This window comes from Mycobacterium sp. PTI7 (assembly GCF_056679845.1).
Map to the genome: position 1 here is coordinate 3,342,936 of NZ_CM155252.1, position 22,253 is coordinate 3,365,188.

The following is a 22,253-nucleotide window of genomic DNA, read 5'->3' on the forward strand; positions in this document are numbered from 1 at the left end:
CGTCGGCTCAGGCCGGCTTCATCCACCGCCACTGTGCGGTGAGCCAACCGTGCGCATCGGGCAACCGATCCGTGACCGCCCGGACCACGCCCGGCCAGCAGAGATCGTCGTAGTCGTCACCCGACAGCCAGCCGCCGGGCGCCACCTTGGGCGCCCAGGCCTCGATGTCGGTGACGACGCTGTCGTAGTCGTGCCTGGCGTCGAGGTGCACCCAGGTGAGCGACCCGTCGGCGAAGAGGTCGGCGGCCCGCGGCGACGAACTCACCAGCAGATGGACGTCGTCGGCGACGCCGCACGCGATGAGGTTGCGGTGCAGGAGTCCGGCGAACGTGCCGCCGCCGTACTCGACCGCGGCTCCGTGGGCGTCCTCGTCGGAGCGGCCCTCGGCGCCGCTGCCCTGGCAGGTGTCGATGCCGACGACGGTGAAGTCGCGCCCCGACGCCGCGACCACGTCGGCGAGCGAACACAGGCTGCGACCGAGGTAGCAGCCCACCTCGACGAACGTGCTGCCCTCGGCGAAGGTGGCGACGGCGTCCTGCTGGCCTTCGCGCCAGTGGAACCACCCGGGGATGTCCGACCAGTGCGAGACCTGGGCGGCGTAGGAGTCGTGCGAGGGAGCGGTCACGTGAGGTCGGTGCCTTTCGCGGTGGGGACGGCGGCCACCAGGGGTGTACCCACGGTGACCGAGATGTGGTCGCCGGCGCGGACGATCAGCCCGCGGCGCTCGAATTCGTCGAGCCAGCCCGGCATCGGCCAGCGCCCCCAGCGCCTCCGGAACACCGCCGCGTTGGCCACGATGTCGTCGAGGTGCTCGACGGGTGGGTCGGACACCGGGTGGTGCTGGTGATAGGCATGTGCGCCACCGACCCAGACGAGCGCCACGCCGCGCGCCGCGGCCGTGGCGCCGAAGTCGGTGTCCTCGCCGCCGTAACCGGCGTAGTCCTCGCAGAACCCGCCGATCCGCTGCCACGTCGCACGCGTGGTCGCGAACGACAGCGACCAGAACAGGTCGTGGTCGTCGCCGTCGACCACGCTGCCGTCCGGCGGGTTCGGCCGGGCCGGGTGCGGTCGGGTCGCGGCGGGCAGCTCGTCGAGGCGGTAGCCGTCCGACGGCGGCAGGTAGGTGACGGGGCCGGCGAGGAGTGCCGGACGGTCCACCCGCCGGTGCGCCGCCACGTACCGCTCGACCATGAATTCGCCGGGGACGCAGTCGACGTCGAGGAACAGCAGCACGTCGGCGCCGCGGTCGAGCGCGTACTCGGCGCCCAGATTGCGGGCCCGGGCCAGCGGCAGTGCGGCACCGGTTCGCGCGCACGGGATCACCTCGACGTGGGGCGCCACGTGGTGGGCCACCTCGTCGTCGTCCATCGCGACGACGCACCGGACGTCGGCGCGCCTGCTGCCCGCCGCCAGTCCCCGCTCCTGCAGTCGCAGGTGCCGGTGCCGCCCGTGGACCACGGTGACGACGGCGACGACGGGTGTGCTCACGCGGCGAGCACCTCGGCGGCACGCGCCGCGGATCCCTCGGCGCGCAGCGCACTCCAGCGACCGCGGTCGGCGCCGAGCGCCCGGTCGACGAGGGCGGGCCATTCCGCGCGCGACGGCCAGCTCTGGACGACGACGCAGATCCCGCTCGACGCCAGCGCCGCCGCGGTGGCCCGCTGTTCGCCGAAGGGCCGATCCTCGGGGATGACGACGGCGGCCGCTCCGGCGAGTGCCACGTCGGCGACGGCGTTCTGACCGGCGTGGCTGACGACGAGGTCGGCGTTCGCGATGAGCGGCCACGGATCGTCGACCCACGCCGCTCCGCCGCCGGCGGCCGTCCAGTTCAGGCGCGGGACGGCCGCGCGGAGGTCGTCGAGCGCGCCGGCGGGGACCGCCGACCCGCCCGCGCCGGCCAGCAGCAGTCCGCGGATCACGCCGTCGGTGTGCGGGGCCGGCCGCGCGACGCCGTCGAAGCGGCTGATCGATCCGACGCTGTGCACGCGAGACCCGTAGCGCGACAGCCACTCCGGGCGGTATGCCTCGGCGGACCACGGTGCGATGAGCTGATCGGCCACGTCGTAGGCCAGCGTGTGCGCGGGATCCACGCGGTCACCGGGCATGCACATCACGGTCACCGGGATGCCGCAGAGCCGGGCGAGCAGCGTCACCTCCACCGACACGTCGACGACGATGCGGCGGGGCCGCCCGGCGGCGAGCACGTCGGCGATCATCGCCGATCGTCGGGCCAGCCCGTCGACGTGGCGGGGCACCCAGTGCAGCCGCTCGTTCGCCGTCGGGTCGTCGGCCGGATCGGACGGCGCCGGCACGTCCATCGGCAGTCCGACCCAGCGGTCCCCCGCGCGCAGATCCGCCGGCTCGGGCAGCGACGACAGGAACGTCACCTGCTCGTCGAGGTGCCGCGTGATGGCCAGCGCGCGGTTCAGATGGCCGCGGCCGTGATGGTGCACGTAGTAGCAGATCACGCCGAGACCCGACTGTCGTCGCGCACCAGGTCCTGGTAGAGCGACACGTAGCGCTCGGTCATCACGGCGTGGGAGTAGTGCGTCTCGGCGCGGGCCCGTGCCGCCTCCCGGGGCAGGGCGGCCGCCTCGAGCGCCGCGCGCGCGAGCGCGTCGACGTCGTCGGGCGGCGCGAGTCGGCCGCAGTCCACGTCGACGATCTCGGGGACGCCGCCGCGGGCGAAGGCCGCCACCGGCGTGCCGGACGCCAGCGCCTCCGCGGTGACCAGTCCGAACGGCTCCTCCCAGACCGGCGTCACCAGGGCGACGGCCGCTCCCCCGACGAGTGCGTTCAGATCGTCCTGTCGCAGGTGCCCGCAGTACTCGACGGAACCGCCGAGTGCCGGGCGGACGACCTGGTCGAAGTACGCCGGATCGCCGATCGGGCCGGCGATCCGCAGCGGCAGACCTGCGCGGCGGGCGGTGGCGATCGCCAGGGCGACGCCCTTCTCCGGCACCAGCCGCCCGCTCCACACGGCGTAGTCGCCGCCCGGGCCGCGGTGCCACGCGTCGAGGTCGATGCCGTTCGGGATCACCGACACCGGTCCCATGATCGGCCGCCACTGGTGCGCGGTGAAGTGGCTGACCGCCGCGAAGGAACTCGCGACGCCGCGCGGTAGCGCCACCGCCTGCTCCAGCCACGGCAGCGGCGGCGTGTGCAGCGTCGTCAGCATCGGCGCCGGGATCGAACGCGCCATCGCCAGCGGGAGGTAGTGCAGGCTGTGGTTGTGGACGAGGTCGAAGTCGTCGCGCAGCGTGTCGGCGAGGTCCATCATCACCGACAGGTAGGCGTGCGTCTCGTGCACGATCCACTCGGGCGCCAACGGATCTCGCCGCGACTCCTCGCTCATGTCGAAGGTGTGCACGGGCAGCACCTCGATGGGCAGGTCGGTGCTCGATCCGGGTGCGGCGAACAGCGTGACCCGATGGCCGGCAGCGGTCAGGGCTCGCGCGAACTCGAACACGAACGACTCCATGCCACCGGCGAACGGCTGCCGCACCGCATACCGGGACGACGCGAGGAGCGCGATCCGCAGGGAGCCCGTCACGCGGCCACCCTGGCGTCGAGCAGGCGGCGATAGAGCTGACCGGTCCGCTGCCGGATCGACGCGCGCTCCGCCATCCGGTCGTGTCGGCGCCGCTCGTCCGGACCCGGTGCGGGTTCGCGCGCCCATCGCTGGGCGGCGCGCACGCAGTGGCGCAGACCGTCGGCGTCGAAGCGGTCGACGCCGTAGCCGAAGACGAGGCCGGCGTGCTGCCGGTGGAAGTGACCGCAATCGGGGACCACGACGTGGACGCCGGCGTCGTGGCAGGCCTCGACCCAGCCGGAGTGCGTGCCGAACCGATAGGGCAGCACCAGTACGTCGATCTCGGCCAGGTAGTCGACCATCTCGGCGTCGGTGAAGCGCGGATGCACGCGGACGTCGACGCCCGCGGCGCGGTACGCCGCCAGACGGTCCGGAGCGACCTCGCGGGCACGCGGCGAGCCGAGTGCCTCCTCGTCGACGTCGAGGCGCAGCCCCCAGGTGCGGTCCGGATCCGCCAGCAGCTCGTCGAGAACGGGCCACGGATCGATGTTGGCGCGCAACCCCTTTGCGTGCAGCGCGACCACCGGCACGTCGCGCGCGGTGCGGGCCGCGCCGACGGCGTCGATGGGCAGCACGTGCGGGTGCGGGAGGACCAGCGCCTCGCGGCCCCACCGGCGGGCGATCTCGGCGGCCGCCCCGTCGGTCAGCGTGACGACGGCATCGGCGGCGCGCACCAGGACGCCGAGGCGCGCCGAGTGGTCGCCGGCGTCGCCGAAGTGCGGGTTGTGCAGGTCGTGCACCGTCAGGACGAGCGGCACGTCGTGGCGGGCCAGGATGTCGGCCACCTCGTCGAGCACGTCCGGTGCCATGGTGTCGAAGCCGAAGTGGACGTGCAGCACGTCGACGTCGCGGGCGTGGTCGCGCACGTAGACGGGATCGAGCCATCGCGGCGGCCACCACTGTCCGGGCAGCGTGGCTCCCGGCGGCGTCGGATCGGCAAGCAGGTCAACGAATTTGGAGTCGACGACGGCGTCGACGTAGGGGTGCCCAGCGGGCACCGAAGCGAGTGTGAACACGTCAAAAAACCCCATCGAAGGACAGCGGCATGTTCATCGCCTCGGACTGGACGGTCTGCTCGCGATGAGAGTTATACCTCTTTCGGCGACATCTAATCTTGTGAGATGACCCACGACGGGCGCACCTGGCACTACCGCCACTTCTACGAGCTGACCGACGCCGAGCCGGCGGGGCCAGAACCGCTGTGGGTGGTCGTCGGCAACTGCCAGGCCGAGGCGCTCCGCCTGCTCCTCGACGCCGTCCCCGACCGGCCCTACCGCACCGTTCGGGTGCCGCCCGTGCACGAGTTGACGGCGACCGACATGCCCCACGTGGACGCGCTGCTCGGCCGGGCGGCGGCGCTCCTCGCCCAACCCATCCGCGAGGACTACCGCGACTTGCCCTTGGGCACAGCGCAACTCGCCGGGATGCTGCCGCCGTCGGGCCGGGTCGTGCGCTGGCCGGTCATCCGGTACGCAGGCCTGTATCCATTCCAGGTGATCGTCCGGCACCCCGCCGACCGCTCCGTCAACCCGCCCGCGGTGCCCTACCACGACCTACGCACCGTCGCAGCGGCCATCGCCGGCCGCGCGCCGGGAGATCCCTGGGACGTCGAGGTCGGTCCCGGCCGGTTCCGGGACAACGCCGAAGCCAGCATCGCCGCACTCGCCGCCCGGGAGCGCCGCGACACCGACGTCGCGGTGTCCGACGTCCTCGCCGCCGCGGGGGTCGACGCCTGTCACGCCATCAACCACCCCGGCAACACCGTGCTGGCCGCCCTGGCCCGACGGGTCCTCGCGGCGATGGACGTGACCGCGGGGGTCGTCCCCATCGAGCACGTTCTGCTGAATTCGGTGTACGTGCCGCTGGAGGCCAGGGTGATCGACGCCCTCGGCATCGCCGCCGAGCCGCGCCCCGACTGGCGACTGGACGACGCGACGCTGCGCGCGCAGGACGTGCACGAGACGCAGATGCGTTGGTACGCCGACCATCCGGACTACCTCGGGCTGACCGTCGAGCGGCACGGCGCGACCATGGAACTGCTGGGTCTGTCGACGGCGACCCGATGACCGCACCCCTGGCCCACCTGCTCGTCGGCCCCGACCGGCACGGCGTCGTCCGCTTCGGCCTGGAGCTGGACGCCGAACTGCGGTCGATCGGCGTCGCGATGGCGGTGCGGCGCACCCAGGACGTCGACGCGTGCCGCGGCGTGCACGTCCAGTTCACCGATCACCTGTTCGGCCGTCCCGCGACGGAGGCGGCCGCGGCGATCACCCGCCTCGCCGACCGGGCGCACGCCCGCGGTGCGCGGGTCACGGTCACGCTGCACGACCTGCCGCAGCCGTCCGACGGCGTGCACTTCGAGGTCCGGGCCGACGCCTACCGGCAGGTCTGCCGGACGGTCGACGGCATCGTCACCAGCAGCGAGCACGAACGGATGCTGCTGGCGGAACTGGGCGCCGCGCCCGCCGACCTCGCCGTCGTCCCGCTGCCCGTCCCCTCCGTCGCCGCCGGGCCGCCGGTCGTGCGCGGCGCCGAGCCGAGATCGGTCGGGGTCTTCGGCTACCTCTACCCCGGCAAGGGCCACCTCGAGGTGCTGACCGCGATGGCGGGCCTGCCGCGGACCGTGTGGATGCTGGCGGTCGGCGAGCCGTCGGCCGGGCACGACGACCTGGTCGACGAGCTGTCCGACACCGCACGGCGCAGCGGCAGACGATTCGCCGTCACCGGCCACGTGCCCGATCTCGCCCTGGCGACGACCCTGCGGTCGGTCACCGTGCCGGTGGCGCATCATCGACACGTGTCCGCCTCGGGGTCCCTCAACGCCTGGTTGTCGGCCGGCCGGCGCCCGCTCGCGCCGATCACCCGGTACACCAGCGAGATCGACGACCGCAATCCCGGTGCGCTGCTGCTGTATCCGGATCACGAGTCCGGCCTGCGGTCGGCGCTCGCCGCGGCGCTGGCGGACCCGCGGTCGACCTGGCTGCCACCGGGCACCACGTGCGTCCCGACCGCCCGCGACGCGGCCCGCCGCTACGCCGACGTACTCGGACGGTGGCACGCGTGACCCTGCCCCTCACCGACGGCCGCGTCGTCGTCCCCGGCAACCGCTGGGACCTGCTGGCCGGTCGCGAACCGGAACCGGTGCGCATCGCCGTCGTCATCCCGTACTACGAGCAGCAGGCCGAACTCGACCTCACCCTGCGCGCGCTCGAACTACAGGACCATCCGCGCGACCTCATCGAGGTCGTCGTGGCCGACGACGGGTCGGCGACCGCACCCAACGTCGGCGACCGAACCTGGCCGGTCACGGTGGTGCGGCAGGAGGACCGCGGGTTCCGCGCCGCCGCCGCGCGCAACCTCGGCGCCGCGCACACCGACGCCGACGTGCTGTGCTTCCTCGACGCCGACACGATCCCCGAGCCGGGCTACCTGCGACGCATCGCCAGGCTGCCGGCACTGCTGCCCGACGCCCTGGTGGTGGGCCGACGCAGGCACGCCGACCTCGGCGGCTGGACTCCCGACCGGCTCGCGGCCTGGTGGTCCGGCGGTGACGCACCGCCCGAGCTGGAGGAGCCGCGCTGGCTGCTCGACGCGTACCGTGAGACGGCCGACCTGCTGCGGGTGGATCACCGCTCCTACCGCTACGTGATCAGCTCCGTGATGTGTTGCAGTCGAACGCTGTTCGAGGACGTCGGTGGCTTCGACGAGAGCTTCGAGGACTACGGCGGCGAGGACTGGGAGTTCGCGCACCGCGCCGTCGTCAACGGCGCCGTCCTGCACCACGCCCGCGACGCCGTCGCCTGGCACGACGGGGTGGACTGGGGTGCCCGCGACGTCGCCGACCGGGCCGCGGCGAAGAACCGCGAGGCCGTCGCGGTGGCCCGCCTGGTCGCCGATCCGGACGCCCGCCGGTCCGGCCTGCGGTACGCCGTCCCCGAGGTGGCCGTCGCCGTCGACACCGCATCCCACGGGCTGGGGTCACTCGTCGCCACCATCGGCGGCTTCCTGGCCGAGGACGTGGGGGTCTGGCTGACCGGTGCGCGCGCCGCAGCACTGCACGCCGAACTCCGCGCCGACGACCCGCGCATCCACGTCGGCGACGTCCCCGAGTGGATCCGGCGGCGGTGCCGCACGGCGGTGGCGCTGTCCGGACGCCCCGTGCTCGGACGCGAAGCCGTCTCCCGTCTGCTGACCGCGGCCGCCGAACCCGAGGTGGCCGAGGTGCGGGTCGACGGACCCGACGGCGCCGCGGTCGTGTGCCGCGCCTCGTGGGCGGTCAACCGGGTTCGCCGGTGGACTGGCTCTGCCGTCCGGCTGGCCGACCCCGCGGACGCCTCGCGGATCGGCGACTTCGTGACGGTGCCGGCCGCCGCCGTCGGACTGACCTCGGCCGATCCGGACGCCGGCCTGGCCTGGTGACCAGCCGGTTCTCCCCCGCCCTCCGCCGCCACGACTCGTTTGCCGGACGCTATCCTCGAGCCACCGGAGAGTCGAGCCGAAGGGGGACGGACTCCTGACCGGACAGTCACCTCGATGGGTCGGCTCCGCCCGCGTGCTGCGCAGGCTGGGCCTCGGCGCGACCGGCCCGCAGATCGACGCCGTCGCCGCCGCGGACCTGTCCCGGTACCTCGACACCGTCCTGCAGTCCGACCCCGCGGCCGACCCCGGTGCGCGCGCCACGCCCCGTCCGTCGCCGGCCCTGCCCCCGCAACCGCAAGAGGGAGCCGGCACGGCCGAGCTGGAGGCCTTCAGCAGTCAGCTCGCCGACCAGATGGACGAGCTGGTGCTGTGGTGGGTCCGGCGCATGGCCGCGGTCCACGAGCCCGCGCACGAGAAGCTGACCCTGCTGTGGCACAACCACTTCGCCACGTCGGCGAACAAGGTGCCCGTCGCGGAGTGGATGGGCGCCCAGAACGAGACGCTGCGCACGCTCAAGCTCGGCGACTTCCGCACGCTGGCGCAGGCGATGCTCGGTGACGCCGCGATGCTGTACTGGCTCGACGGCGTGACCAACAGCGCCAAGGCCGCCAACGAGAACCTGTCCCGCGAGTTCATGGAGCTGTTCACCCTCGGCCACGGCAGCGGCTACACCGAGGTGGACGTCCGCGAGGGCGCCCGCGCGCTCACCGGCTGGTCGATCGCCCCCGGCGGCGTCACCGGCGTCGACTACACCCAGCACGACGGCGGGTCCAAGACCGTCCTCGGCAGGGTCGGCAACCTCGACCATTCCGAGTTCTGCGACGCCGTGCTCTCCCACCCGGCGTCGTCGGCGTTCGTCGCCACCAGGCTGTGGCGTGCCCTCGCGTCGGACGATCCGCCGTCCGCGCCGACGCTGGACCGCCTCGTCGCGGCGTACGGTCCGGGCCGCGACCTGCGGGCGCTGACCAAGGCCATCCTGGTCGATCCCGAGTTCGCTGGTGCCGCTGGGACGTTCGTGTCGACGCCGGTCGACTGGCTGCTCGGCGTGGTGCGCACGCTGCAGGTTCCGATCGAGACGCCGGGGATGCCCGCCGCCCTGCTGGCCGTGCTGACCGCGATGGGGCAGCGCCCCTTCTATCCGCCGGACGTCGACGGGTGGCCCCGCGGCCAGGCCTGGCTGTCGACAACGGCCACCTCCGCGCGGGTGTGGGTGTCGCGCAAGTGCACCGAGCTGGGCGACGTGTCAGTGGTGGCCGAGGCACCGCGGGGCGACCGCATCGACGCGGCCGGCTACCTGATCGGCGTCGGCGCGTGGTCCGATAGCACCGCCGCCGCCCTCGCCGACGTCGCCGACGACCCGCGCAGGCTGGTGGCCGCGGCCGTCAACTCCCCCGAATACCTGACGGTGTGACGGGACCGCCATGCCAGAACTCACCCGCCGCAAGTTCCTGATCGCCGGTGCCGGCATCGGCGGCGCCGGCCTGCTGACCGGCGCCGTGGCCCTCACGCTGCCCGATCTACTCGACGCCGGCCGCGAACGGCCGCTCCCCGAGGGCAGCGGCATCCTGCTGGTGGTCACGCTCTACGGCGGCAACGACGGCATCAACACCGTCGTCCCCCATACCGAGAACGCCTACTACGACGCACGACCCGACCTCGCCTACGCCCCGCAGGACGTGCTGCCGCTGGACGACCGACTCGGCCTCAACCCGGCACTCACCGGTCTGCACGGCCTGTGGCGGGACCAACACCTGGCGATCGTCCGCGGCGTCGGCTACCCGAAGCACGACCGCAGCCACTTCCGGTCGATGGACATCTGGCAGACGGCGTCGCCCCGGGACGCGGTGTCGACCGGCTGGATCGGGCGCTGGCTCGACGCCACCGGGGACGATCCGCTGCGCGCGGTCAACGTCGGCGCGGTCCTGCCGCTGATGGCGCTCGGCGAGAAGCAGGTCGCCGCCGCACTGTCGGAGTCGGTGCCGGCCGTGCCGCTCGACGTGTCGCGGACGCTGGCCGGCCTCAGCCGCGACGATCCGGGCGACACCCCCGCGATGGCCGCGGTCCGCGCGTCCTACCGGGCCCACGGGATCACCGAGTCGACCTTCACCCGGGTGATCGACGGCGTCGACCCCACCGCCGCCGGTGCGGAGGCGGGTTCGCTTCGCGCACAACTGGACCTGGTGGCCAAGTGCGTGCGCGCGGGGGTGCCGACCCGGGTGTACATGGTGTCCCTCGGCGGCTTCGACACCCATGCCGACGAGCGGGACACGCAGCAGGAGCTGCTGGCGGTCCTCGACGGCGCGCTGGGGCCGTTCCTTCGGCAGATGCGAAGCAACACCTACGGCAAGCACCTCGTCGCGATGGTGTACTCGGAGTTCGGCAGGCGCGTCGCGGCGAATGCCTCGCAGGGCACCGATCACGGCGCGGCGGGTCCGGTGTTCGTCGCGGGCGCTCCGGTGCGGGGCGGCTTCTACGGCGACGAGCCCAGCCTCACCGACCTCGACGACGGCGACCTCAAGACCACCACCGACTTCCGCGACGTCTACCACGACGTCCTCGCCCACACCCTCGGCACCGATCCGGCGCCGTCGGTCGGCCCCGGCCGCCGCGGCGTCGGCTTCGTCTAGCCCCTCCCCGGTTCGCCGATCCTGCTGGGAGATCGCGATCCAGCCGGAATTCGCGATCTCCCAGCAGTCTCGGCGGGGGCGCGGCGGGCGGGGGTCAGCCGCGGTCGACGGTGTTGCCGAAGCCGGAGTTCGTGACCTCGGGCTCGCCGGCATGGAACACGATGCGGTTGTCGAACCCGGAGACGCCGATCACGGCGGACTCGTCGATCGTCACGACGTTGTCCTTGCCCGACACCGACACCATCGCGCAGCGGCCGGTGAGTTCCACGGTGTTGTCGAAGCCGCTGATGCTGACGATGGTGTCGTTGCACGCCAGCGACTTCCGCTCCCCGATTCCCGCGATGCTCGTGCTGGTGCCCGGCGGCAGTGGCTCGTCGGCCGGTGGGGCGACAGTGCCCGGTGCGGGCGTCGGCTCACCGATCGACGGCCGGTCGGTCAGTGTCGCGCCGCCACCGGAGATGCTCGGTCGTTCAGACGGCCCGCTCATCAGGTACAGGGTCACACCGCCCGCCGCGGCGAGCGCGATCACCGCGATCACGACCGGGACGATGAACGCCGCCTTCCCACCGGCGGAGTTCGTCGGCGTGCCCAGGGTGGGGAACGTGACGTCGCCCGTCCCCCACGCGGGGTGGGGCACGGTGGCCGGCGGTGGCGGGTAGGAACCCGACGTGCCCAACGGCGGCACGTAGCCGTAGCCCGGACCCGCCTGCAACTGGCCCAGCTCCGACGCACGCGCCATGTCGATCGACGGTTGTTCCAACGCCCGGATCCGTGCCTCCGGGTCGTCCTGCGGGTCCATCCGCCGATGGTGTCACATCTGCCGGTCCCTGCCACCCATTCGAACAGCACCGGTGGCGAGGACCTCCGGTCACAGCACCTTGGAGAGGAACTCCTGCAGCCGAGGGTGTTTGGGGTTGTCGAAGAGTTCCGCAGGCGGCGCGTCCTCGACGATCTTCCCGCCGTCCATGAACAGCACCCGCGACGCGACCTCGCGCGCGAATCCCATCTCGTGGGTGACCACCACCATCGTCATGCCGCCGGACGCCAACGCGCGCAACACTTCCAGCACGTCGCCGACCATCTCCGGGTCGAGCGCGCTGGTGGCCTCGTCGAACAGCATGATCGACGGGTTCATGGCCAGCGCACGGGCGATCGCGACGCGCTGCTTCTGTCCGCCCGACAGCGTGGACGGGCGCACCTGGGCCTTCTCGGCCAGCCCCACCTGATCGAGCAGTGCCAGAGCCTTCTTCTCGGCCGCGGCCTTGTCCATCTTCTTGGTCAGCAGCGGTGCGAGGGTGACGTTGTCGAGCACCGACATGTGCGGGAACAGGTTGAAGTGCTGGAACACCATCCCGATGTGCTGGCGCACCTTGTCGAGGTCGACCTTGCGGTCGGTGAGGTCGAAGTCGTCGATCACGACCTTGCCGCCGGTGATGTCCTCGAGCTTGTTCAGGCAACGCAGAAACGTCGACTTGCCCGACCCGGACGGCCCGATCACGCATACGACTTCGCCATGGCTGATCGTGGTGTCGATGCCCTTGAGCACGTCCAGTTCGCCGAACGACTTCTTCAGTCCCTCGATGCGGATCTTGACCTTGCCCTCGGGTTCCGACGCCGCGGCCTCCGTAATCAACTCGCTCACTTCACCAGCCTCTTCTCAAGTCGGTCCGAGAGTTTGGTCAACGCCATGATGACGATGAAGTAGATGATGCCGATGATCAACCACATGTTGAACGACTGGTAGTTGCCGGCGATGATGATGCGCCCGGTCTGCGTAAGTTCCGCGATGCCGATCACCGACAGGATCGACGTGTCCTTCAGGGTGATGACGAACTGGTTGATGTAGGACGGGATCATCGTGCGGACGGCCTGCGGCAGGATCACCTTGCGCATCGTCGGCAGGTAGCCGATGCCCAGGCTGCGGGACGCCTCCATCTGGCCCTTGTCCACCGATTCGATTCCACCGCGGACGATCTCGGTCATGTACGCGCCGGCGTTGAGCGAGAGCGTGATGATGCCCGCCGTCAACGCCGACATCTGGAAGCCGAGTGCCGACGGGATGCCGAAGTAGATGAAGAAGGCCTGCACCAGAAGCGGCGTGCCGCGGAACACGTCGACGAACGCAGTACCGATGCCGCGCAGCCAGATCGAACGGGACACCCGGAACAGGCCGAACACCACGCCCAGGATCAACGCGAAGAAGATCGAGACGACCGTCAGGATGATGGTCATCTTCAGACCCTCGAGCAGGATCGGGAAGGTGCTCTTGATGAGGCCGAAGAACGAGTTGTCGTCGGTGGTGGCGCCCTCGCCGAGGTAGCCGTCGACGATCTCGTCGTACCGGCCGGACTTCTTGAGGTTGTCCAGGCCGGCGTTGAACTTCTGCAGCAGTTCCGGGTTCTGGCCCTTGTTGACCGCGAAGCCGTAGCCGGTGGGGTCTTCCTTCGGGGTGACGGTCTTGAAGCCGTTGCCCTGCGCGATGCCGTAAAGCAGCACCGGGTAGTCCTCGAAGACGGCGGCCGAGTTGCCGGTCTTGACCTCGTCGAACATCGTCGAGGAGTCCGCGAACGACACCACCTCGAACCCGTACTGGTCCTTGATGGAGTTGGCGAAGTCCGATCCCTGCGTGCCGTTCTTGACCGAGACCCGCTTGCCCCGCAGGTCGTCGTAGGACGTGATGGTGTCGTCGTCCTTCAGCACCGCCATCTGGATGCCGGACTCGAAGTACGGTTCGGAGAAGTCGAAGACCTTCTTGCGGTCGTCGGTGATCGACATGCCCGCGATGACGCCGTCGACCTGGTTGGCCTGTACGGCCTGCAGGGCGGCGTCGAAGCCGAGCGGCTTGATGTCGACGGTGAACTTCTGGTCCTCGGCGATGGCCCGGATCAGGTCCATGTCGATGCCGACGAAGTTGCCCTGCTTGTCCTGGAATTCGAACGGCGCGAAGGTCGTATCGGTGGCGACGGTGTAGTTCTCGCCCTCGGCGGCCGCGCGCGGCGCCGTCAGCATCGCCGCCCCGAACCCGCTCATCACGAGCGCCACGAGCGCTATCGCGAGCCAGCGCAACGGCAGTCGCGCCGTCGTCACGTGTCGTGCCCAACCGCTTCGCATGCCGAACCTCCATCCTGGCCCGGGTGCGGGCCGGTCACACGGTAGTCCCGAACCGGTCCCCGTCGACCCGTTTCCGGTCACGCGGCCTACCGGCGATCTCCACGCGATCTCCACGAAGCCTTCACGCGGCGGTGGGTCGCCCCGGGACAGCATCGATGCAGCACCTCATCCCCGACGAACGGAGCACCCCATGAACACGATCACCCGCGCCACCCTGGCGGCCACGGCGGCCGCGGCCGCGCTGCTGCTGGCACCGGCGTCGCCCGCCACGGCCGCATCGTCGGCCGAACTCACCATCGCGCAGCTCGAGGCGCAGGGCTTCGACGTCAAGGTGAACCGGCTCGGCAGCGCACCGCTCGACGAGTGCGACGTCACCGACGTCCGCAACGGCAGGGAGCAGAAGCGGCTGCAGCGCATCGGTGACGACTTCGTCGAGGTCGTGGTGCGGCGGACCATCGCCGTCACGCTGGACTGCTCGCGCTGACGGCGACGTCGCCGAGAAGGAGGTCGTCGACGAGGGGAATGACGCGGGGCACCATGGCGTCGTACTACCTCAGACCCGACCGGAAGGCAGTAGATGCGCGTTGGAGTGGTGTTCCCGCAGACCGAACTGGGCGGTGACCCCGGTGCCGTCCGTGCCTACGGCGAGCGCGTCGAAGAACTCGGGTATGCGCACGTGCTGGTCTACGACCACGTCGTGGGCGCGGACCCCGACGTGCACGCCCCGTGGAACTGGCCCTACGACGTCCACACCACGTTTCACGAGCCGTTCGTCATGTTCGGGTTCCTGGCCGCCGCCACGCGTTCGCTCGAACTGGTCACCGGCGTCGTCATCCTTCCGCAGCGCCAGACCACCCTCGTCGCGAAGCAGGCCGCCGAGGTGGACCTGCTCAGCGGCGGCAGGTTGCGACTCGGCATCGGCGTCGGCTGGAACGCCGTCGAGTACGAGGCGCTCAACGAAGACTTCTCCACCCGAGGAGCGCGTTCGGTGGAGCAGATCGAACTGCTGCGCCGGCTGTGGACCGAACAGACCGTCACGTTCGACGGCACCTTCCACACGGTGACCGGCGCCGGGCTGTCGCCGCTGCCGGTGCAGCGGCCCATCCCCATCTGGATCGGCACGGCGTCCGCACCGGGGTACCGCCGGGCGGGGCGGATCGCCGACGGGTGGTTCCCGATGGTCGGACCGGGCGGCGAGTTGGACGAGGCGCGCGCGATCGTCGACCGGGCCGCCGTCGACGCGGGCCGCGATCCCGCGTCGATCGGCATGGAGGGCCGCGTCACGTGGTCCGGCGACGACGACGCCGTCGCCGCCGAACTCGCCTCGTGGGCCCGGGCCGGGGCGTCGCACCTGTCGGTCAACACCATGGGCGCCGGCCTGGCCACCGTCGACGACCACCTCGAGGTGTTGGCCCGCATCGCCGACGCCGTCCCCGCGGAGGATCACCGTGAGCACTGAGCAGCCGGCCGGCTACCCGCGGTTCGCCGTCGAACGCGGGCGCGTCGAGCCCTCCCCCCGGCGCGTGCGCGCCTTCCTCGGCGAGCACCTCGTCGTCGACACGACCGCCGCCCGCTACGTGTGGGAGGTGCCGTACTACCCGCAGTACTACGTCCCGGTCGCCGACGTCCGCACCGAATTCCTGCGCGACGAGGACCACGCCCAGCGCGTGCAGTTCGGTCCGTCGCGAACGTTCTCGTTGGTCGCACCGGGCCACGAACACGCCTCGGCGGTACGGGTGTTCGACGACGGCGACGGTCCGGTCGCCGGTCTCGTCCGCATCGACTGCGACCAGCTGTCGTGGTTCGAGGAGGACGAGCCCATCTACGGCCATCCCCGCAACCCGTACGCCCGGGTGGACGCGCTGCGGTCGCACCGGCACGTCACCGTGTCGTTGAACGGGGTCACCCTCGCCGACACCACGACGCCCGTCCTGCTCTTCGAAACCGGTTTGCCGACGCGCTATTACGTCGACAAGACCGACGTCCGGTTCGCACACCTCGAACCGTCGAAGACCTCGACGCTGTGCCCCTACAAGGGCGTGACGACGGAGTACTGGTCGGTGCGCACGGGTGACGACGTCCACGCCGACCTCGCGTGGTGCTACCACTACCCGCTGCCCGCCGTCGGCGCCATCGCGGGCATGGTCGCCTTCTACGACGAGAAGGTGGACGTCACCGTGGACGGCGTTCCGCAGCCGCGGCCGTCGACCCACTTCGGGTGACCGGAGGCGCCGGGGCCAACCGTAGAGCCGCCGCGGTCTGCGGTCCGACGATGCCGTCGACGGCCAGACCGGCCGTGCGGCGCTGGAATTCGCGCACCGCGGCCTCCGTCCGCGGCCCGAACACGCCGTCGATGACGAGGTCTCCGGCGTAGGCCCGATACGCGAACTTGAGGCGGCGCTGGACTTCGGCGACCCGCGCGCCCGTGGCGCCGCGAGACAACGGGACATCGGTGACCGCACCCACGGGTGCCGGATCCGACCGCCCGGCGATCCGCCGCTGGACGTCGGCGCGCAGGACGTCCATGTCGATCGCACCCGGGTCCCACTTGCCCTGTGTGCGGCCCGCGTACTCCCGGTGGCCGATCGTGCGCGTCGAGTCCTGCCCGAGCCGCCTGTTGATCGCCGCGCAGCATCTGACGAGCGCGACGTACTGGGCATCGGGCCAGTTCACCCGGTGCGACGCCGTGGGACTGGTCCCGCTGTTGGCGCACTCGATCCCGATCGTGTGCCAGTTGCCGCGGTTGGCGGGTATCCACGGATGACTGCCGGTGCCCGCATGCCAGGCGACACCCGCGGCGACGACGGTGACGACGCCGTCGCGCGCGACGTGGAGCTGCGACAGCGGCCCAGCCAGATCGCGGCGGCCGTAGGCGATGGAGGCGGGTCCGGCGTCGTCGGAGCCGGTGTGGTGGACCATCACGCCGCGCACGTCGGCGAAGTCACCGTGTCCGCGGTCGAGCCAGCCGGGGAACTCGTCGACGCCGAGGCCCTCGGCGCGCAGCACGTCGACGATCCAGATCGGATCCCCCCGCCACACCACGGCCACGATTCTCCCCCGCCCCTCGTCCGCCGTGACGCAGGGACCCGTAGGCAAACCGAGTCGAGCACCGTTTCGTCCGGGTTCGGCAGGCCGAACCGTGTGCCCACCCGTCGTCGGCGCATCGAGACCACGCAAACGGCGATCATGATCGAGCGGCGGTCACGACATTTCCGACGGCACGAGAAATGCCGGCGGGCAAACATGACTTCGGTTATGCGGCAATCCCCCGATGGTCAACAAGATCGTCGCCAAGAGATGCTGAGGTGCAGTTCAGACAGATTTCCTCAATTGCTCTATTTGCGCATTCTCAAACCATTTCGAAGAAAGTATGAGGCCCCTGGCGCATCGAGTGAAAGTCCGCGGCGACGGCCTCCCGAGAACACGTCAATCGAGGCACGTGACGTCGTGCATTTCGATTTCCCCAAATGCACGTTCGCTGCGATGATTTGCCTCGATAATGCCTACGGCAGGTCTCGCAACGACGCGACTGTTGCGACTACGAGAAAGCAAGGGCGCGCGTTGACCGGTCAAATCCTGGGTGCCTCCGGAATCGTCGGAGATCGCCCGTCGGGATCCGCCGCCTCGCTCGACGACGCGGGCCACTGCTCGGCCGGTCGCCCCATGAACGACGGAGGAAGCGGCGTGACGACGGATCCGGAGATCGTCACGCCCCCCACCGAGGCCGTCGTTCCCGCCCGCCCCAACCGCGCGCGGATCATCGGCCTCGACGGCGTCCGCGGACTGGGCTGCCTCGGCGTCGCCACCGCGCACGTCGCCTACCAGTACTCACCGCTCACGACGGCCGCAGGCAAGCTCAATCTCATCGGCATGGTGCTGCTGCTGTTCTTCGTGCTGAGCGGCTTCCTGCTCTTCCTGCCGTACGTCCGGGCACTCACCCATGACCGGTCGGCGCTCAAGATGCCGGACACCGAGCAGTACGCCGTCAATCGCGTGCTGCGCGTGTTCCCCGGCTATCTCGTGATCTTCCTGCTCTGCAACTACGTCTTCCAGATCGTCTACGTTCAGAACCCGGCACTGCTGCCGCTCGGCACCGACGAGGGCACCGGCATGATCACCGACCCCTGGCAGCTGATCGCCAACCTGACCCTGGTGCAGACGTACGTTCCGCAGTACTTCCAGACGGGCATCAACCCCGCCTGGTCGCTGACGCTGGAGATCGCGTTCTACGTCACGCTGCCGATACTCGCCGCGCTGCTCTTCGCCCTGCGCAGGCGCACCGACATCCGCCCGCTCCGCATCGCGCTGATCGCACCCGTCATCCTGCTCGTCATCGGCTACGTCGGAAAGCTGTTCGTACCGATGCTCACCGAGCGCGTCGGCGTCACCGACCTGATCCAGATGGAGTGGGGCGACAACTGGGTCGCCGTGTTCCTGCGCAGCTTCCTGACCAATGCCGACAGCTTCGCCTACGGCATGTTCGTGGTCGTCCTGTTCGTCGCGATGGAGCAGGGCGTGGTCAATGAGCGCCTCAGCCGGCGCGTCCGCACCATCGCGACGGTGGCGCTGGTGCCGTCCGGCATCGTGGCGCTCGGACTCCTGGTCGTCCACAGCGCCTACGCGTTGAGTTCGATCGCGTTCGCCGCGAGCCTCTTCCTGGTCATCGTCGTCGCGCCGCTCGCCCGTGGCGAGAAGACGAAGCTGGCACAGTGGCTCGACGTCGCACCCGCACGCTTCATCGGCAAGATCTCGCTGTCGATCTACCTGTGGCACTTCCCCGTGCTGCTGCTGCTCGGCCGGTGGGGGCTGATGGCCGGCGACTCGATCGGCGGCATGATCCGCAACATCCTGCTCGCGCTGGCCGTGTCGATCACTCTGTCGATCGTGACGTTCTACGCCGTCGAGAAGCCGGCACAGGACCTCGCGCAGCGCATCAAGAAGCGTCGCGCTCGCATCTGACGGAGTCGGGGCAGACGCAGTATCGTCCGAACCGGACCCACTGCCCACCTTCGAGGAGCACCCATCGATGGCACCTGCGCCGACGCCGCTGACGATCATGTTCTGGCCGGAATCGGCGTACGGGCCGACGAACCAATGCATCGGACTGGCCGCGATACTGCGCGACCGCGGCCACACCATCGTCTTCGCCGCCGAGAGTTCCTGGGCCGGCAAGCTCGCCCCGTTCGGCTTCGTCGAGGAACTCGTCGACCTCGCCGAACCGGCCGAGGGCGCCGCCGACGAGGATGCGGGCAAGTTCTGGACCGACTTCATCGCCGAGACGTCGCCTGAGTTCCGCAAACCCACAGTTCGGCAACTCGAATCGTTCATCAAGCCGACCTATCAGGCCCTCGTCGACGGGGCCAGGTACTGCGAGCCACGCCTGCGCGAGATCATCGCCGAGCACCGTCCCGACGTCATCGTCGAGGACAACGTCGTCCTCTTTCCCGCCCTGACCACCTCGGGCGCGCCCTTCGTGCGGATCGTCTCCTGCAGCCCGCTGGAGGTTCCCGGACCCGGTGTGCCGCCGCCGTTCTCCGGATTGCCCGCCGCCGACCCGCGTGACTGGGACGCCTACCGCGCCGAATTCGACCGCACCCACCGGGAGTTGTGGAGCGAATTCGACTCGTGGGTCCGGGAACAGGGCGCACACCCGCTGCCCGATCTCGAGTTCATGCCCCGCGGCGGCCCCGGCAACCCCGCCGCCAACCTGTACGTCTACCCGGCGGAGGCCGACTACCTCGACGCGCGACCGCTCGACGACACGTGGACCCGAATGGACTCCAGCGTCCGCGAGACCGACGACGAGTACGTCCTGCCGCCCGACGTTGCCGACCGCGCCGCCGACAATGCACTCGTGTACCTGTCACTGGGGTCGCTCGGCGGTGCCGACGTCGACCTCATGCAGCGCCTGGTCGACGTCCTGGGCACCACCCGCCACCGGTTCATCGTCAGCAAGGGACCGCAGGCGGACCGGATCACGCTGCCCACCAACATGGTCGGCGAGCAGATGCTGCCGCAGACCAAGGTGATCCCCTGGGTCGACCTGGTCATCTCGCACGGCGGGAACAACACGGTCACCGAGACGCTGCACTTCGGCAAGCCACTGATCGTGCTGCCGCTGTTCTGGGACCAGTACGAGAACGCGCAGCGCATCGACGAACTCGGCCTCGGGATCCGGCTGGACACCTACGCGTTCGACGACGCCGACCTCACCGGGGCCGTCGACCGCTTGTTCGCGGATGACGAACTGCGCGCACGGGTCTCCGATCTCGGTGCGAGGATCCGCGGTCGCGACGGGCTGCGGGTGGGGGCCGACGTGATCGAGCAGGTCGGTGTCCGGCACCGAGGTGAGTGAGTTCCTCGACGCGCTCGACCTCGGCGACGGCCGTCGCCTGGAGGTGTCCTCCGATGCGGGCGCGCTGTCCGCGTCCCCGATGGTGCGGACCGACGCGGGGACGTGGCGACGCGCGCGACCGGGTGACGGTGCCGCCGAGGCGCTGCTCCGCGTGCTGGCCGCGTCGGACGACGTCACGATCGGCGACTTCACCGTCCGATCGTGGACGAGCCGCAACACCACCGGGGAACGCCCGGTCGGCGTCGACCAGACCAACGAGTCCGTGATCGTCGGCGACGCCGCCGTGGTGAAGTGGGCCACGCACCTGCAGGAAGGTCCGCACCCCGCCATCACGCGGCTGACGACGTTGCGCGACAAGCAGTTCGCGGGCATCCCCACCCCGTGGGGAATCATCACGTGGCATCCCCGCGGTGGCGCCGAGACGCTGGTCGCCAGCGTCGACGCCTACCTGCCCGGCGCCGTCGACGGATGGACGTGGGCGGTGGACCTGGTCACCGACGCCGCCCACGCGGGCCGCGTCGATCCGCTCGTCGACGCCGCGGGCGCGGTCGGCGTGCTGATCGCCGACCTGCACGCCGCACTGGCCGGTACGGCGACCCCGGCCACCGTCGCCGACGCCGCGCGGTGGCGGAACACCGCGTTCGACGTGCTGGACGCCGCCTGCGGCGTGCACGACCTCGCCCGCAGCCGCCGGGTCGAGATCCGTTCGGTATTGGCCGAATTGGGCGACCTCGCCGGCACCCCGGTACTCGAGGGACACGGCGACCTGCACGTCGGTCAGGTGCTGCGCGGCGGGGACGGCCGCTTCGTGGTGACCGACTTCGACGGCAATCCCGTGCTGCCCGCCGGCGAGCGGGCGCTGCCGGTGCCCGCGGCGCTCGACGTCGCCGGGATGGTCCAGTCGCTGACCCACGCGGGCATCGTCGCGGCGCGCTACACCGCTCTCGCCCCGCCGACCCTGACCGCGGTGGACGCCGCCGCACGCCAGGCCTTCCTGGGCTCCTACGCGGCACGGCTCGCCGCGGCCGGCCACGACGGGCTCTACGATCCCCGCCCGCTGTACGCCTTCCTCCTGCAGCAGGTGCTGCGCGAGATCGTCTACGCCGCACGGCATCTACCGCGCTGGATGTACGTTCCCGATGCGGCGCTGCCCGCACTCCTCGACGAAGGACAGCACCCGTGAAACCCGATGGATTCGCCGCCGACCTCGACCGCAAGCCCGAGGTGCTGGCCCGTCTCGCGGCGTCGCTGGCCAGAACCGATCCGTGGTCGTCGGTGGTGCCCCCCGACGTCGAGCGGGTGGTGCTGCTGGGCATGGGTTCGTCGGCCTACGCGGGCGGCGTCGCGGCCGCGCGGATGCGGGCGCGCGGCGTCGTGGCGTCGTCGGACCTCGCCTCCTCGCGGACACTCCCGAACTGGGGTCCGGGCACGCTGGTCGTGGCGACCTCGGCGAGTGGCGGATCGGTGGAGACCCTCGACGCGCTCGACCGGTTGCCCGCCGGGACGCGAACGGTGGCGCTGACCAACACGTCCGACTCCGCGATCACCGCGCGGTGCGACGCGGTGGTGATGCTCGACGCCGACCCCGAGGTGGGCGGGGTGGCCTGCCGCAGCTACCAGCACACGCTGGCGCTGCTACTCGCGCTCGAGTGCCACCTGACCGGTGACTCCCGCGGAGCGCTCGCCGCGACGGTCGACGCCGCGGCCCACGCGTCGGCCCATCTGCTGGACACCCGGCAGGAGTGGCTCGACGAGGTGTCGGGCCTCCTACTCGGCCCGGCGGGAACGCATCTGGCCGCGCCCGCGCACCGGTTCTGCTCGGCGCAGCAGGGAGCACTCATGCTGCGTGAGGGACCACGCCGACCCGCGATCGGATGCGAGACCGGCGACTGGAGCCACGTCGACGTGTATCTCACCAAGACCACCGACTACCGCCTGCTGGTGTTCGCCGGCTCGCCGTGGGAGTCACAACTGGCCGAGTGGACCACGCTGCGCGGCAGCACCGTCGTCGGTGTCGGGGGCGACGTTGCCGGCGCCGGTCACGTGCTGCGGTACCCCGGGGACGCCGACGACGACGTCCGCCTGCTCACCGAGGTGCTGGTGCCGGAACTCGTTGCCGCGCAGGCGTGGCAGGCGTCGGCCTGACCGC

21 protein-coding genes are annotated in these 22,253 nt (G+C 71.0%); 12 read left to right on the forward strand and 9 right to left on the reverse strand.

The window, feature by feature from the left end; genetic code table 11:
• Window positions 1-7 precede the first annotated feature (7 nt).
• Genes AC1MEY_RS16035 through AC1MEY_RS16055 form a run of 5 tightly spaced genes read right to left on the reverse strand, consistent with a single transcriptional unit; the run spans window position 8 to window position 4,590 of the window.
• Entirely contained in the window at window positions 8-625 is a 618-nt protein-coding gene (locus tag AC1MEY_RS16035; protein ID WP_480226485.1) for a class I SAM-dependent methyltransferase, read from the reverse strand.
• Window positions 622-1,488 carry a glycosyltransferase family 2 protein gene (locus tag AC1MEY_RS16040; protein WP_480226486.1) on the reverse strand — a complete coding sequence of 289 codons (867 nt, stop codon included), beginning with the start codon at window positions 1,486-1,488 and terminating at the stop codon, window positions 622-624. Before AC1MEY_RS16040 ends, AC1MEY_RS16035 begins: the two co-directional genes overlap by 4 nt.
• A complete protein-coding gene (locus tag AC1MEY_RS16045) occupies window positions 1,485-2,468 on the reverse strand; it encodes a glycosyltransferase (protein ID WP_480226487.1) in 984 nt (327 codons plus the stop codon). The genes AC1MEY_RS16040 and AC1MEY_RS16045 overlap by 4 nt, the downstream gene beginning before the upstream one ends.
• Entirely contained in the window at window positions 2,465-3,553 is a 1,089-nt protein-coding gene (locus AC1MEY_RS16050) for a glycosyltransferase (RefSeq protein WP_480226488.1), read from the reverse strand. Before AC1MEY_RS16050 ends, AC1MEY_RS16045 begins: the two co-directional genes overlap by 4 nt.
• On the reverse strand, window positions 3,550-4,590 hold the full coding sequence (locus AC1MEY_RS16055; protein WP_480226489.1) for a glycosyltransferase family protein: 1,041 nt from the start codon (window positions 4,588-4,590) through the stop codon (window positions 3,550-3,552). Before AC1MEY_RS16055 ends, AC1MEY_RS16050 begins: the two co-directional genes overlap by 4 nt.
• 123 nt (window positions 4,591-4,713) lie before the next feature.
• On the opposite strand from AC1MEY_RS16055, the gene AC1MEY_RS16060 reads away from it, so the two are divergent.
• The 5 genes from AC1MEY_RS16060 to AC1MEY_RS16080 all read left to right on the forward strand — a co-directional run bounded on the left by AC1MEY_RS16060 (window position 4,714) and on the right by AC1MEY_RS16080 (window position 10,638).
• Window positions 4,714-5,658: a WcbI family polysaccharide biosynthesis putative acetyltransferase gene (locus AC1MEY_RS16060; protein WP_480226490.1), complete on the forward strand. Its 945-nt coding sequence runs from the start codon at window positions 4,714-4,716 to the stop codon at window positions 5,656-5,658.
• On the forward strand, window positions 5,655-6,656 hold the full coding sequence (locus tag AC1MEY_RS16065) for a glycosyltransferase family protein (protein ID WP_480226491.1): 1,002 nt from the start codon (window positions 5,655-5,657) through the stop codon (window positions 6,654-6,656). The genes AC1MEY_RS16060 and AC1MEY_RS16065 overlap by 4 nt, the downstream gene beginning before the upstream one ends.
• Window positions 6,653-8,011, forward strand: a complete 1,359-nt coding sequence (locus tag AC1MEY_RS16070; protein WP_480226492.1) for a glycosyltransferase family 2 protein — start codon at window positions 6,653-6,655, stop codon at window positions 8,009-8,011. Before AC1MEY_RS16065 ends, AC1MEY_RS16070 begins: the two co-directional genes overlap by 4 nt.
• Before the next feature lie 133 nt (window positions 8,012-8,144).
• Complete coding sequence (locus AC1MEY_RS16075; RefSeq protein WP_480226493.1) at window positions 8,145-9,422, forward strand: DUF1800 domain-containing protein; 1,278 nt, start codon at window positions 8,145-8,147, stop codon at window positions 9,420-9,422.
• A 10-nt stretch (window positions 9,423-9,432) separates the two neighbouring features.
• A complete protein-coding gene (locus AC1MEY_RS16080) occupies window positions 9,433-10,638 on the forward strand; it encodes a DUF1501 domain-containing protein (protein WP_480226494.1) in 1,206 nt (401 codons plus the stop codon).
• A 94-nt stretch (window positions 10,639-10,732) separates the two neighbouring features.
• Here the strand turns inward: AC1MEY_RS16080 and AC1MEY_RS16085 are convergent, their stop codons facing one another.
• The 3 genes from AC1MEY_RS16085 to AC1MEY_RS16095 form a co-directional block, all read right to left on the reverse strand.
• Window positions 10,733-11,437, reverse strand: a complete 705-nt coding sequence (locus AC1MEY_RS16085; RefSeq protein ID WP_480226495.1) for a DUF3060 domain-containing protein — start codon at window positions 11,435-11,437, stop codon at window positions 10,733-10,735.
• Between the two features lie 69 nt (window positions 11,438-11,506).
• A complete protein-coding gene (locus AC1MEY_RS16090) occupies window positions 11,507-12,280 on the reverse strand; it encodes an amino acid ABC transporter ATP-binding protein (protein WP_480226496.1) in 774 nt (257 codons plus the stop codon).
• Entirely contained in the window at window positions 12,277-13,668 is a 1,392-nt protein-coding gene (locus tag AC1MEY_RS16095; protein WP_480231514.1) for an amino acid ABC transporter substrate-binding protein/permease, read from the reverse strand. The genes AC1MEY_RS16090 and AC1MEY_RS16095 overlap by 4 nt, the downstream gene beginning before the upstream one ends.
• 271 nt (window positions 13,669-13,939) lie before the next feature.
• On the opposite strand from AC1MEY_RS16095, the gene AC1MEY_RS16100 reads away from it, so the two are divergent.
• From AC1MEY_RS16100 to AC1MEY_RS16110, 3 genes are all read left to right on the forward strand, one after another.
• A complete protein-coding gene (locus tag AC1MEY_RS16100; RefSeq protein ID WP_480226497.1) occupies window positions 13,940-14,233 on the forward strand; it encodes a hypothetical protein in 294 nt (97 codons plus the stop codon).
• Window positions 14,234-14,326: 93 nt separating this feature from the next.
• Window positions 14,327-15,208, forward strand: coding sequence for an LLM class F420-dependent oxidoreductase (locus AC1MEY_RS16105; protein WP_480226498.1), 882 nt, complete (start codon window positions 14,327-14,329; stop codon window positions 15,206-15,208).
• Window positions 15,198-15,971: a DUF427 domain-containing protein gene (locus AC1MEY_RS16110; protein WP_480226499.1), complete on the forward strand. Its 774-nt coding sequence runs from the start codon at window positions 15,198-15,200 to the stop codon at window positions 15,969-15,971. Before AC1MEY_RS16105 ends, AC1MEY_RS16110 begins: the two co-directional genes overlap by 11 nt.
• Here AC1MEY_RS16110 and AC1MEY_RS16115 read toward each other — a convergent pair.
• Window positions 15,922-16,791 carry a peptidoglycan recognition protein family protein gene (locus AC1MEY_RS16115; protein WP_480226500.1) on the reverse strand — a complete coding sequence of 290 codons (870 nt, stop codon included), beginning with the start codon at window positions 16,789-16,791 and terminating at the stop codon, window positions 15,922-15,924. The genes AC1MEY_RS16110 and AC1MEY_RS16115 overlap by 50 nt on opposite strands.
• A 642-nt stretch (window positions 16,792-17,433) precedes the next feature.
• On the opposite strand from AC1MEY_RS16115, the gene AC1MEY_RS16120 reads away from it, so the two are divergent.
• The 4 genes from AC1MEY_RS16120 to AC1MEY_RS16135 all read left to right on the forward strand — a co-directional run bounded on the left by AC1MEY_RS16120 (window position 17,434) and on the right by AC1MEY_RS16135 (window position 22,249).
• Window positions 17,434-18,708, forward strand: a complete 1,275-nt coding sequence (locus AC1MEY_RS16120; RefSeq protein ID WP_480226501.1) for an acyltransferase family protein — start codon at window positions 17,434-17,436, stop codon at window positions 18,706-18,708.
• Between the two features lie 67 nt (window positions 18,709-18,775).
• A complete protein-coding gene (locus tag AC1MEY_RS16125) occupies window positions 18,776-20,104 on the forward strand; it encodes a nucleotide disphospho-sugar-binding domain-containing protein (RefSeq protein WP_480226502.1) in 1,329 nt (442 codons plus the stop codon).
• Window positions 20,082-21,287, forward strand: a complete 1,206-nt coding sequence (locus AC1MEY_RS16130) for a glucosamine kinase (protein ID WP_480226503.1) — start codon at window positions 20,082-20,084, stop codon at window positions 21,285-21,287. The genes AC1MEY_RS16125 and AC1MEY_RS16130 overlap by 23 nt, the downstream gene beginning before the upstream one ends.
• On the forward strand, window positions 21,284-22,249 hold the full coding sequence (locus tag AC1MEY_RS16135; RefSeq protein WP_480226504.1) for an SIS domain-containing protein: 966 nt from the start codon (window positions 21,284-21,286) through the stop codon (window positions 22,247-22,249). Before AC1MEY_RS16130 ends, AC1MEY_RS16135 begins: the two co-directional genes overlap by 4 nt.
• Window positions 22,250-22,253: the final 4 nt, after the last annotated feature.

Bases quoted from the DNA above. Each gene is read 5' to 3' on its own strand.
- AC1MEY_RS16060 (WP_480226490.1), top strand. From the start codon at position 4,714: ATGACCCACGACGGGCGCACCTGGCACTACCGCCACTTCTACGAGCTG.
- AC1MEY_RS16080 (WP_480226494.1), top strand. From the start codon at position 9,433: ATGCCAGAACTCACCCGCCGCAAGTTCCTGATCGCCGGTGCCGGCATC.
- AC1MEY_RS16125 (WP_480226502.1), top strand. From the start codon at position 18,776: ATGGCACCTGCGCCGACGCCGCTGACGATCATGTTCTGGCCGGAATCG.
- AC1MEY_RS16100 (WP_480226497.1), top strand. From the start codon at position 13,940: ATGAACACGATCACCCGCGCCACCCTGGCGGCCACGGCGGCCGCGGCC.
- AC1MEY_RS16095 (WP_480231514.1), bottom strand. From the start codon at position 13,668: ATGAGCGGGTTCGGGGCGGCGATGCTGACGGCGCCGCGCGCGGCCGCC.
- AC1MEY_RS16085 (WP_480226495.1), bottom strand. From the start codon at position 11,437: ATGGACCCGCAGGACGACCCGGAGGCACGGATCCGGGCGTTGGAACAA.
- AC1MEY_RS16065 (WP_480226491.1), top strand. From the start codon at position 5,655: ATGACCGCACCCCTGGCCCACCTGCTCGTCGGCCCCGACCGGCACGGC.
- AC1MEY_RS16105 (WP_480226498.1), top strand. From the start codon at position 14,327: ATGCGCGTTGGAGTGGTGTTCCCGCAGACCGAACTGGGCGGTGACCCC.